Consider the following 12696-nt stretch of genomic DNA (forward strand, 5'->3'; position numbering starts at 1 on the left):
ATAGATAGCTTTCAGAAGAGTCGCAGCCTAGAATGCAGACATGATAAGCAATTCAACAAAAAAATCTATGTCTGAACCAAATGGCGTGATGATGCAATATTTCCATTGGTATAATTCACCGGATGGAAATTTCTGGAATGAATTGACCGAGAATGCTGAAGAACTAGCAAATGCTGGCATTACGTCGCTCTGGTTGCCTCCTGCTTACAAAGGGTTGGGTGGAGGATACGAGGTTGGGTATGGCGTGTATGACCTTTATGATCTGGGTGAATTTGATCAAAAGGGCAGCGTTCGGACAAAGTATGGAACCAAAGATGAATACTTAAAAGCAATTAAAGCAGCTCATGATGCGGGATTGCAGGTCTATGCTGATGTGGTATTCAATCATCGTATGGGTGCAGATGCAGAAGAAGAAGTAGAAGCAACCCCGTTCAATCCAGACAATCGAGGAGAAGTGATTGGGGAGTACAAGCCAATTCGAGCTTGGACACATTTCACCTTTCCAGGACGTAATGGCAAGTACTCGGATATGGAATGGCATTGGTGGCACTTTGATGCGATCGATTACAATGCAGATGAAGCAGACCAAAATGCAATCTACCTGCTTAAAGGCAAGCAGTTTGATGCGAATGTTGACCTTGAGAAAGGTAGCTTCGACTATCTCATGGGCTGTGACCTGGATATGGACAATCCTGAGGTGCGCGAAGAACTCAAGCGTTGGGGAGAATGGTATATCGACACAACGGGTGTCGATGGGTTTCGCTTTGATGCAGTGAAGCATGTGAAAGCAGGGTTTTTCAAAGAATGGTTTGAGCATGTGCGGCATTATGCTCAAAGAGATTTATTCTCAGTTGGTGAGTACTGGTCTGCTGAAGTCGATGCGTTGCACTACTTCTTAGATGTTACGGATGGTCGAGTCGCGCTGTTTGATGCGCCGTTGCACTATAACTTCCATGCAGCGAGCCAAGCAGGAGATAGTTATGATATGCGCCAAATTTTTGATAATACTTTGGTACAGCAGCAACCCGCACTTGCAGTAACGTTAGTTGATAACCATGATTCTCAGTCGTTACAGTCGCTGGAGTCTCCCGTCGAATCTTGGTTTAAGCCATTAGCATATGCGTTAATTTTACTCAGAGCACAGGGCTATCCTTGTATCTTTTATCCTGATTACTATGGAGCCTGTTACAAAGATAGAGGCAATGATGGGAATGAGTATGAGATTTGGATGGATAGCCATCGCTGGCTGATTGACAAGTTCTTAGTAGCGCGGCGAGAGTTTGCTTATGGCGACCAATATGATTACTTTGATCATCCGAATTTAGTCGGTTGGACGCGCTTGGGTAATGAAGAGTATCCGGGTGGCGTAGCAGTTCTGCTGAGTAATGGCGAAGGTGGCAGTAAGCATATGGAAGTGGGACAACCCAATCGCACTTACATTGATATTACTGAGCATGTCGATGAGCCTGTGATAACAAACGAGCATGGTTGGGGCGAATTCCGCTGTAATGGAGGTTCGGTTTCTGTTTGGGTTCCGCAAGACTAGGAGTTTATTTTGATCAGATGGGGAGATGGGGAGATAGGGAGCAATCTGAGTCTGAGGTCTTCCCACTCATGCAGCGGACTACTCGTATGGGTCTGGCACGCGATCGACACTCTATCTGATAGCAATGAGAAATCATATTCTTAGCGCTATGTTTTGAATCGCTTACGCTAAAAAAAGCCCCTCATTCATTGAGGGGCTTTTAGTCATTGCATTAGAGACTTCTAGAAGCTGAACTGGGTGCGAATATTACCGACAAACACGGTTGGGTTGCTTTCAAAGTTGTTGGGATTGAAAATCGCATAGAACGTCGGCACGATCGCGATTTTTTCCGAAAGTGGGTAGAAATATGAGGCTTCTAGCTCATACTGCGTTCCGCCGTCTCCACCCCCAGAAGCGAAGAATTGGCGACCTCTCGTAATGTCCATCGGCATCACAAATGCCACTGTTGCTTGCGCGCCTTTTTTACCCAAATCTGGGAAAGCTGCTCCAACTTGGAACGATTGTGTTCTCACTTTGGCATCGATCGGATTCAGGGTGAGATTCGCAAAGCTATAGCGTCCAAACAGCCCAATTCCAGGCGTAATCAACCAGTCAAAATTCACGCCGAACATACTGGCGGTGGCATAGCGCAGACCGCCTCCGATCCCACCTTCTGAGAAACCGGGACCTGCATCCAGATAGCCATAAGGGATTGGTTCACCGATCGCGCCTCCGACTTGTCCACCATAGGCTTGAATTCGCGAATAGTTATATTGCAGGCTCAAATTAATATTGCTGCTCGGAGAATAGGTGAGTTCCGCAGATGCAGTATTCGTGCCGCCAAAGAGTCCAAATCTGGGAGAGCTAGAGGTATTGAAGCCAAATTGGGAAGGAAGAAATTCGGTGTTCTCACCCAGATAGCCCACCGCAAGCTTGAGTTGCCTGTTCAGTTGCCATTCTACAACTGCACCGGAACCGCGATCGATTGTATTCGACTGAGTACTATTCGAGGTATCAAAGCTTGCTCCAGAGCCAAAGATGGACAAGAAGCGGTTGCCATCAAAGTGGCGATACCAGTTGATGCGAGGGCCGACCGTCACTTTAATTGCATCATTGAGCGGGAAGCTATAGAACAAGTCCCGGATAATGATGTCGCTGACTCCATTGGTTGTCCCAGCCGTTTGATCGAAGAAAGGAACACCGCTGGCATTGTAAAAGCCTGCTGAAGCGTATTGGTTGTAGGGCGATCGACCGTTACCGGATGCTAGCTGAGTAACTAACTGATCTTTCCCGCTAAATGACGTGACTAACGTTAACCAAGCTAAGAAACTTGCTGTAATTTCTGGATCTTCAGCGACAACCCGAGTCGGCTGTCCATTCGTTCGCGTTGCAAAGAATCGTCCTTCTGTATTGTTTCCGCTACCTGCAGGACCTTCAAAGACGACATCGCGGTTTGCACCTGCACCTGTGATATTGAACCAGACGTTTCCGAACAGTTTTGTCGTAGTTGAGAATTGCTGTTTCTCAAGGGTAGTGGTGCGGGCTTCGAGAGAGTCCACGCGACCACGTAAGGTTGCAAGTTCGGCGGCAAATTGTTCTTGCAGCTTTTGTAGTGCGTCAAGGTCTTCTTTTTTAACCAGATCAGCAGTTGAAGCGGCGATCAGTTCGTTGACGCGATCGAGACAAGCATTTAGACCTGCTGCAAATTCATAGCGGGTTAGCGCGCGATTGCCACGATACGTTCGGTCAGGATAGCCTGCAATACAGCCGTAGCGCTCGACGAGAGACTGCAAGGCTTGGAATGCCCAGTCGGTCGGGCGAACATCGGTCAACTGAGATACTGAGGTGACTTGAGCCATCTCAGCCGGAGTTTGAGTATCAGGCGCATTGAGTTCGGAAACGCTTAGAACACGCTCAAAACCCGGAGTTGCATCTTTTACATCGGATTTTGCTTTATCGACGATCGCGTGTAAATTCGCTGCCTCGATCGCTGAATTAGAAACTTGGACTTTTTCTGACGCTTGAGCAGATTGCATCCAACATAACGCGACTGGAGCTGCTAACCACAGCTTCCAGTGTCGAATAGAATTTGCCATTTTTCCTCACACCAAATGAAATTCACCAAGGATGTATGGTATCAAACATTCTTTCGCGGATATGTAACGTGGCGTACGGATATGGCATGGGGATGTCAGGCTTTGCACACACAAAATTGCGCTGTCGGCTATCCCTCCTTGGGGTTAAGTTTCGGATGCTAGTTGATGGCATTCATTTTGCGGAGTGGGGAGGAGACGGGAGCATGTAAATTCATCGCTTATGGGTGAGTACAACGAGAACAAGTGATGAATGGGTTAAGGTTTCAACTTGCATGGGTTGCCACCTTCACTCAAACTTGGGAAGAGTCCGATATACATACCATTTTCCATGTGATACGCTAACGAATACAGCATCGTAATAGGCATTGAATTTAAGCCTTGCAATCGTATTTTGGAAGCCTAGCTCCAGGGTCAGCATCAGCACAACCGAAGATAGTGTTAGCTTCGGATGGTCACAAGTACCTTGAATCGCTTGTAAGTAGCTGCTTATGAAAGTATTTCAATTCAGTCCACATGAGTTAGAAGCGTTGCCCAAGACAGAAGATAATCGGCTGCTCTTTCAAGGCAGAACGTTTGTTGAAGATTTCAATGTGTCTCAACGTGTCTATCAGCGTGTCATTGAGCAGTTGCGGCAGCAAGATGACGAGACAACCTTCTGCCTCGTGGTTGAGATGGAAACAGGCTATATGACCTGGCGAGAAGTGAAGCCTTCCCCTGCTCCAATGGCAGCACATGTTACCGAAGTGATCTCGCTCAATCAGCCACCGCAAGACACGGTTAGCATACTGCCAGTGACCGAGACGAGTATTCTCGATCCCGATCAAGCGACACAAGTGGTGCAACCTGAGTTGGCAGAGTTGGAGCAGGCTGAGGCGATTCCGGTAGAGCCATCGACACTCGAGGTTCCGGAGTCACCCGCAACCGACGTGCCTTCTCCGCAACAACCTCCGATGCGCAAGTATCGAGGAGTCCCCTATGCTTCTCCGGTGATTGAAGTTCCGGATTCATCTGCATCTGACGTGCCTTCTCCGCAACAACCTCCGATGCGCAAGTACCGGGGGGTGTCCTATTAAGCACTTCACATCTTTATATCGATGTTGGAGTTCCGAGTCAGTCTATGACGATCTAGAGAGTTGGGGCGTTAAACGTAGTCAACGTCAGTTCGGGTTAACGTTTGGGCGACTGGCGAATGGAATTCGCATCGGCACAAGAGCGAAATCCCTTATTCCGAATTCACGTTAGTCAAGTTCTAGCAAGTTAGGACTTTCTCGGGATTTAGAAATCAACTCGATCGAAATTAGAAAAGCCCTTCTCGGGCTTTTCTGATGTTGCTACTTTGCCTTGGCTTCTAGATTTTCTAGGCGACTCTTGAGATCCTGGTTTTCTTGCTTGAGTTGATCGAGTTCTTCTCGAAGCTGTTTGAGAGCTTTGTCAGAACCTGCATTTTTTTGCACCGTTTGAATGGATTCTTCGGCAATGCGGCGAACGCGACCATCAGGGGTTTGATCCGCAAGCGATTGCAGAACTGCGATCGCTTTTGTTGTTTCCATTTGTCCTAAGGCGACTGCAACCGCGACTTGAGTTAGGAAGAATGTCTCACGCGAGAGAACTTTCAGTCGATCGAGAATGCGCTCTAAGTTGAGCTTGTCTTGTCCGGTTGAGATTGCGCCAAGTGCTCGAATTGCAGCAAGACGCAGAGGTTGAGGTACGCCGGGTTGCGTGTAGTCCAGAATGAGATTCAGGGCAGATTCAGACGTTTTGAGTTGGCTCAGTGCTCCGATCGCGCCTGCTCGAACAATTTCATTCCAACCTTGACGCTGCTTGAGAACGGAGTCGATCAAGCTTAACGTGTCTGCTTCTGAAGAATCACTCAGCCCCGAAGCAGCTACTTTCCCGAAACTCCGAAGTGCGGCAGCTTCGGTGTAGTAACTCGCATCGCCTTTTTCAACGATTGTAGCGAGTGCTTTGTAGCTTTCCGGCGTTGCAATTTGAGCGAGGCTTGTGACGATCGATTTTCTCACTCGTGCTTCAGGATCGCTCAATCCAGCAAGCACAGCTTCAACGGCTTGATCGAGTTTGATCGTGGCTAGGCTTTCTGCGACTTCAGCACGAACTCCCCAGAATGGATCGTTTTGCAAAGCCTCAGAAAGTGCTTTGACTGCTTCGAGTCCGCCTTTTTTCGCGATCGCTTGTGCGGCATAAATTCTGGAAACAGGATCAGGGTCATGCTGCAATTGTGCTTTGAGTTCGGGTAGCGGATACTCTAACGTCACCGTTTTAAGGTGATAGTTATCGACATCAAAGCTAATGAAATCAGGCTTGCGATCGCAGGGGAAGTAAAAGCTTTGCTCTTTTTCATGCACTCGAACTTTCAAGAGTTTCGAGTCACCGTCGATGTAGCGTAGCGCGATCGGGATTCTCAGATCAAATAAGTCGGGTTGAGTTTGAGTCACCGTAATCTTTGCTAGGTTGCTATCTGCGTCATAGCTGTAGCCAAGTTTGAAATCGGGATGTCCACCGCGATAGACATATTGATCAAACAAGAAGGTAAGATTGCGCCCGGTTGTTTTCTCGATCGCTCTGAGTAAATCGATCGTTTCTACGGTTCGATGAGCATTGTCTTTGAGAAAAGTTGCGATCGCGCTGTAAAACAGTTCATCACCAAGTTCTGCTCGAATCATGTGATAGACACACGACCCTTTTTCATAGATATGTCGATCGTAAAGCTCGATCGCTTCTCGATACACATGAGTTACGAGCGATCGCCGATAGCGCGAGGAGTCTTCATCTAAATACTGTCTCGCTTGACCCAGTAAGTAATACAGTGCTTCTTCTCGCCCGTATTCTTCCTCGAACCACATAACTTCTGCATAAGAAGCCATACCTTCTTTGATCCACGCATGTGACCAGTGCTTGATCACGATCAAATCGCCAAACCACTGATGCGCAAGCTCGTGAGCAACTAAAGATTCGGTACTGCGATTGTCGATCGCGGCACGTTCGTCGAGTAAACAGCGATCGGTGAGTAACGTTGTCGATGTATTCTCCATCCCTCCAAAAATGAAGTCATCAACGCAGACTTGAGCATATTTGGGAAAAGCATAAGAGTAGCCATACTTTTGACTATAAAACTCAATCATGCGAGGCGTTTTACTCATGCTCAGACGAGCTTGATCTTCTCGTCCTTTCTCGACATAGTAAGTGACAGGTTTGCCGTTCCATTCATCGCGTAGTTCGGCAAAATCTCCGATCGCTAACGTCATCAGATAAGTCGGATGAATTTCTCGCTGATACCAATGGAAGATGTGGGTGTCACCTTTGTCTTCAGTAGCAATCAGATCACCGTTTGAAACAGCGATAAAAGGTTTTGGAATCTCGACGCGAATTTCAGAAGTAGCAAGCTGTCCAGGATAGTCAAAGCAGGGAAACCAAAACCGCGAATCTTCATCTTCGCCTTGCGTCCAAACTTGAGTCGGCTTATTCGGATAATGTTCGTCTGGGGCAATGAAGTAGATACCGCGTTGAGGTTTCTCGACGTGGTAGGCAATGACTAACTCGATTCTTTCTGCAATTTTAGTCGGCTGTTTTAGCTGAATGTTTAATAGCTCTCCGTCATAGTCAAACGGCTGTGAAACGTTGTCGATCGTAATCTTTTCAATATTGAGATTGACTGCATCTAACGTTAATCGATCGATCTGGTTGCGAACTGGGTTCAACCGAATCTTGCAAGTGCCTCGATAGCTTTGATTCGGGATGTCGAAAATCAAATCGAGCGCAATATGCTCAACTTGTCCAGGGCGATCGGGATTGTAGTGCGGACGTGCGCCGGGTAGCTCGAAGGATTTGTATCCATTATTGTCTGTATCGTGCATGAGTTCGTGCAGCATAATGTGGGTTCTGAAGCCTACGATTTTCAAGTTTAGCCACAGTTTGGCATTGCGAACCCTTGGACATGATTAAACTTTTGAATGAAAGGAAATGAGCAAGCATCGTTTTATGCTTGCTTATTCATGTTCCTGGGCGCGATCGTAAACTTTCACTCATAAAAGAGCGATCGCCCAGTCGTTTCAATTGCGGTCCATATTTGCCGAATTCCACCACACTGACAGAAGCCGCAGGCATGTCGATGCGATCGCGATATCGCCCTAAATCAATGCCGAGCAAGCCACACAGCACAATCCGCAACGTGGATTTATGTGAGACAACTAAGACATTGCCTGATTTATGAGTTGCGGTAATTTCAGAAATGACGAGTTCTGATCGGCTATCAATCTGGACTGCTGTTTCTCCGCCAGGGGGAGGATTCCAGGCGGGTTCTGTCATCCAGTCTATATAGTTCTCTGAATCATTTTTCCGAACCTCGTCTTGAGTTTTGCCTTCCCATTCACCAAATTGAAGTTCTTTTAATCCGTCTCGTAATTGCATTTCTAGTCCAACTACGTCACAGAGCGGCTTTGCAGTCGCGATCGTGCGTTTCATCGGGCTGACATAGGCGGCTGTCCAATCGAGATGAGAATAGGCTGCGGCAAAGGCTTCTGCCATTTCGAGTCCTTCAGGAGTGAGGTCGGGATCGAGCGAACCGCAGAATCCGCCAGTGCGACTATAGATCGTTTCGCCGTGGCGGATGAAGTAGAGCGTTAATGCCATGATTCAGAGAATAACTTTTACATCAAAGTATCAGGACAATGAATCGAACAGGGTTCATTCGGAGGACAGATCTTCAGTGGGTCGATCTTCCAGACTTCTTTCACATATTCGCGAATCGAGCGATCGCTGGAAAATTTCCCCATCCGCGCTGTATTTAAAATGGACATGCGCGTCCAGTGGTCTTGATCGCGATAAGCCTCGCCCACTTGCGTTTGAACGTCAATATAAGATTGATAATCCGCAAAGAGCAGATACGGATCTTGATACATCAATGAACCGACTAACGGTTTGAAAAGTGCTGTATCACCTTTGGAGAAAAAGCCAGAATTAATGCGATCGATGGCAGCTTTCAATTCTGAATTTGCAATGTAGTACTGCATCGGATCGTAGCCTTTCGCTTTGATTTGGGAAACTTTTGAAGCCGTTAGCCCAAACAAAAAGAAATTCTCGGCTCCGACTTCCTCACGAATTTCAATGTTCGCGCCGTCGAGAGTTCCGATCGTTAAGGCTCCATTCATCGAGAATTTCATGTTGCCTGTACCAGAAGCTTCTTTTCCAGCAGTTGAAATCTGCTCAGACAAATCAGCAGCAGGATAAACGCGCTGTGCAAATTTGACGTTGTAATCTTTGAGAAAAACGACCTTAATGCGATCGCGAACATCCGGATCAGAATTCACGACATCTGCAACCGAATTAATCAATTTAATGATTAATTTCGCCATCTGATAGCCAGGTGCAGCTTTGCCACCAAAGATAAAGGTGCGGGGCGTAATGTCTAGATTAGGATTCGCTTTGAGACGATTATAAAGCGTGATAATGTGCAATACATTCAAGTGCTGACGCTTGTATTCATGAAATCGCTTCGCTTGAATGTCAAAGATTGAGTCAACATTCACTTCAATTCCATTTTGTTCTTGAATATAGTTTGCGAGATCTCGTTTGATCGCTAGCTTGATCTGTCTCCATTCACTTCTAAATTCTAGATCTTCGACAAAGGATTCGAGTTGGCGGAGTTCTTGTAGATTTCTAATCCAGTGATCGCCGATTTTACTAGTAATCAGTTTTGTTAATCTCGGATTACTCAGCACCATAAATCGGCGCGGTGTTACCCCGTTGGTTTTATTGTTGAAGCGCTCTGGATACATCTCAGCAAAATCGTGCAAGACATCTTGCTTGAGCAATTGAGTATGCAGTTCAGCAACTCCATTGATCGAATAACTGCCCAATGTTGCTAAATTCGCCATTCTCACATAGCGATCGCCACTTTCATCAATGATCGACATGCGCCGAATGCGCTCGTCATCTTTCGGATATCTCAATCGCACTTCATTGAGAAATCGCCCGTTAATCTCATAAATAATTTCCAAATGCCGAGGCAGTAAAGACCCAAACAATCCAACTGCCCAACGCTCCAACGCTTCGGGTAACAGCGTGTGATTCGTATACGCCATTGTACTTTGCGTAATGTGCCACGCTTGATCCCACTCGATACCATGTTCATCGAGCAGCAACCGCATTAATTCTGCAACTGCGATCGCGGGATGCGTATCATTCAGTTGCACCGTAAATTTCTCGTGGAATATCGAGATCGGTAATCCTCGGCGATCGCAATGTGTCCGAATCATATCTTGCAGCGAACAGGACACAAAGAAATACTGCTGCTCTAAGCGCAACTGCTTACCCTGGATCTGCTCATCATTCGGATAAAGAACCTTCGAGAGATTTTCAGAAAAGACTTTGTTACCAACTGCCCCATAGTAATCGCCTGCATTAAAGGCTCTGAAATCAAATGACTCGACTGCTTGGGCTGACCAAAGCCGCAAGGTATTCGTACTACTCGTTTCATAGCCTAGAATCGGCGTATCGTAAGGCACACCTTGCACCATACGATCGGGAATCCATTTCACCCGACTCCGCCCTTTTTCATCGGTGTAACGCTCGGTTCGTCCCCCAAATTTGACCTCGAATGCCCATTCTGGGCGGGCAATTTCCCAAGGATTGCCATTTTTTAGCCATTTATCTGTAATTTCAACTTGCCATCCGTCGTGAATATCTTGATCAAAAATGCCAAATTCATAGCGAATGCCATACCCAACCGACGGAATATCCAACGTCGCCATCGAATCGAGATAGCACGCTGCGAGCCGTCCTAAACCGCCATTGCCGAGTCCTGGTTCTTCTTCTTGTTCGAGCAATGCCTCAAAATTCAATCCGAGTTCTTGAACCGCTTGCCGCATGCGATCGTAGATTCCCAGATTAATCAAGTTGTTGCCTAAATGCGGTCCCATGAGAAACTCAGCCGAGAGATAGCACACTTCGCGAGGCTGAACTTTTGTATAAGTCTGAGAACTAATTAGCCAACGGTGAATTAAGCGATCGCGCACCGTATATGCCAGTGCCATGTAGTAATCATTCAGTGTGGCAATCTCAGGAAACTTGCCTTGAATATAGAAGAGGTTATCTAAAATCGCACGTTTTAGGGTTTCAATCTCTAAGCCAGTCCGATCGTCTTCAATTCTGATTTGAATATCTTCAGTTTGCATAACATGACCGCAGAACGGATGTGCTGATAAGGTAGCAAGAAAAATCACCTCAGATTAATAAATAATTGTGAAAAATGCGGAGCGTCGATCGCTGAAATTTCGCTCATCATCCGGCTGAAGAGAGTGGCTACCTCCGGATAGTTTTGTGTTGGTGCAGAATTGATGCACAATCAGACATGCCAGCGAAAAAAGGAAGGAAGTTCTGGAATGACCTGTAAAACCGTAGCAACGCAACCGTTTTCCGATCAAAAGCCTGGAACATCAGGTTTACGGAAACTCGTTTCAGTCTTTCAACAGCCCCACTATTTAGAGAATTTTGTCCAAGCGATTTTCGATAGCATTGGTGATTTCAAAGGACAGACTTTAGTTGTCGGCGGTGATGGTCGATTTTACAATCGTCAGGCGACGCAAATTATTTTGAAAATGGCGGCGGCGAATGGGTTTGGTCGGGTGAAAGTTGGTCAAGGCGGAATTCTTTCAACGCCTGCGACCTCGGCTGTGATTCGCAAATACAACGCGTTTGGTGGCATTATTTTATCCGCCAGCCACAATCCGGGTGGTCCTGATGGCGATTTTGGCATCAAATACAACATCGACAATGGCGGCCCTGCACCGGAAAAAGTCACGGACGCAATTTACGATCGCAGTAAGACAATCACCGAATACAAAATCGTCGATGCCCCAGACATCAATCTTGATATTCTCGGCACTTCAACCTTGGAAGGAATGACTGTTGAAGTGATTGACTCGGTGATTGATTACGCTGCATTGATGGAATCGCTGTTTGATTTCGATCGAATTCGTCAATTGTTCACAACGGGCAAGTTCCGTATGTGCATGGATTCACTTCATGCCGTGACCGGATCGTATGCTCATGCGATTTTTGAACAACGCTTAGGCGCACCAAAAGGAACGGTTCAAAATGGCGTTCCGCTGGAAGATTTTGGCGGTGGACACCCTGATCCAAATTTGGTCTATGCACATGATTTAGTCGAAGTCATGTTTGGTGAGAACGCACCGGATTTTGGAGCCGCATCGGATGGCGATGGCGATCGTAATATGATTCTCGGTCGCAATTTCTTTGTGACTCCCAGTGATAGTTTGGCTGTCCTGGCAGCGAATGCAACGTTAGTTCCCGGATATCGCAACGGACTGGCGGGAATTGCACGATCGATGCCGACTTCTCAAGCACCCGATCGTGTTGCTGCGAAGCTTGGAATTGATTGCTATGAAACTCCGACCGGTTGGAAATTCTTCGGCAATCTGCTCGATGCGGGCAAGGCAACCCTGTGCGGTGAAGAGAGCTTTGGAACCGGATCAAATCATATTCGCGAGAAAGATGGGCTGTGGGCGGTCTTGTTCTGGTTGAACATTCTGGCAGTGACCGGAAAATCAGTTGAAGAACTGATGAAAGAGCATTGGCAGACTTACGGACGAAATTACTATTCGCGGCATGATTATGAAGCGATCGACAGCGATCGAGCAAACACGCTGATCACTCAACTGCGCGACAAATTGCCGACGCTCAAAGGTCAGAAATTCGGCAGTTACGAAGTCGAATACAGTGACGACTTTAGCTATACCGACCCGATCGATGGCAGTGTCAGCCAGAAACAAGGTGTGCGGATTGGCTTTACAGATGGGTCGCGGATTGTGTTCAGACTATCGGGCACGGGAACACAAGGAGCCACTTTGCGACTGTATGTGGAACGGTATGAGGCTGATCCGACGAAACACAATGATGATCCTCAAGTCGCATTGGGTGAATTAATTGCGATCGCGGATACAATTGCTCAGATTAAATCGTTAACGGGCATGGACAAACCGACCGTGATTACCTGATAGGTGCGTCAAATCCATTGCCCAGATTGCTCAAATTGCCCAC

Annotated in this window: 7 protein-coding genes; 3 read left to right on the forward strand and 4 right to left on the reverse strand. The window is 46.9% G+C overall.

Translation table 11 applies throughout. The features are described 5' to 3' along the window. The first annotated feature begins 67 nt into the window (after nt 1-67). The gene (locus LEPBO_RS0119515) at nt 68-1546 is read left to right on the forward strand and encodes an alpha-amylase (protein ID WP_017289252.1); all 1479 of its coding nucleotides are present in this window, start codon (nt 68-70) and stop codon (nt 1544-1546) included. 221 nt (nt 1547-1767) lie between these two features. On the opposite strand, the gene LEPBO_RS0119520 is transcribed toward LEPBO_RS0119515, so the two are convergent. Beyond that, a complete protein-coding gene (locus LEPBO_RS0119520) occupies nt 1768-3621 on the reverse strand; it encodes an iron uptake porin (RefSeq protein ID WP_017289253.1) in 1854 nt (617 codons plus the stop codon). A 488-nt stretch (nt 3622-4109) separates the two neighbouring features. On the opposite strand from LEPBO_RS0119520, the gene LEPBO_RS0119525 reads away from it, so the two are divergent. Beyond that, the gene (locus LEPBO_RS0119525; RefSeq protein ID WP_017289254.1) at nt 4110-4694 is read left to right on the forward strand and encodes a DUF2339 domain-containing protein; all 585 of its coding nucleotides are present in this window, start codon (nt 4110-4112) and stop codon (nt 4692-4694) included. 258 nt (nt 4695-4952) lie between these two features. Here the strand turns inward: LEPBO_RS0119525 and LEPBO_RS0119530 are convergent, their stop codons facing one another. The 3 genes from LEPBO_RS0119530 to LEPBO_RS0119540 all read right to left on the reverse strand — a co-directional run bounded on the left by LEPBO_RS0119530 (nt 4953) and on the right by LEPBO_RS0119540 (nt 10811). Next, nucleotides 4953-7508: a M1 family metallopeptidase gene (locus LEPBO_RS0119530; protein WP_017289255.1), complete on the reverse strand. Its 2556-nt coding sequence runs from the start codon at nt 7506-7508 to the stop codon at nt 4953-4955. A 121-nt stretch (nt 7509-7629) separates the two neighbouring features. Then, nucleotides 7630-8268, reverse strand: coding sequence for a histidine phosphatase family protein (locus LEPBO_RS0119535; protein ID WP_017289256.1), 639 nt, complete (start codon nt 8266-8268; stop codon nt 7630-7632). A gap of 17 nt (nt 8269-8285) precedes the next feature. Beyond that, entirely contained in the window at nt 8286-10811 is a 2526-nt protein-coding gene (locus tag LEPBO_RS0119540) for a glycogen/starch/alpha-glucan phosphorylase (RefSeq protein WP_017289257.1), read from the reverse strand. Between the two features lie 207 nt (nt 10812-11018). Here LEPBO_RS0119540 and LEPBO_RS0119545 point away from each other — a divergent pair, with 207 nt between their 5' ends. Beyond that, nucleotides 11019-12653 carry an alpha-D-glucose phosphate-specific phosphoglucomutase gene (locus tag LEPBO_RS0119545; RefSeq protein WP_017289258.1) on the forward strand — a complete coding sequence of 545 codons (1635 nt, stop codon included), beginning with the start codon at nt 11019-11021 and terminating at the stop codon, nt 12651-12653. The last annotated feature ends 43 nt before the right edge of the window (nt 12654-12696 follow it).

This window comes from Leptolyngbya boryana PCC 6306, from assembly GCF_000353285.1.
Classification (GTDB): domain Bacteria; phylum Cyanobacteriota; class Cyanobacteriia; order Leptolyngbyales; family Leptolyngbyaceae; genus Leptolyngbya; species Leptolyngbya boryana.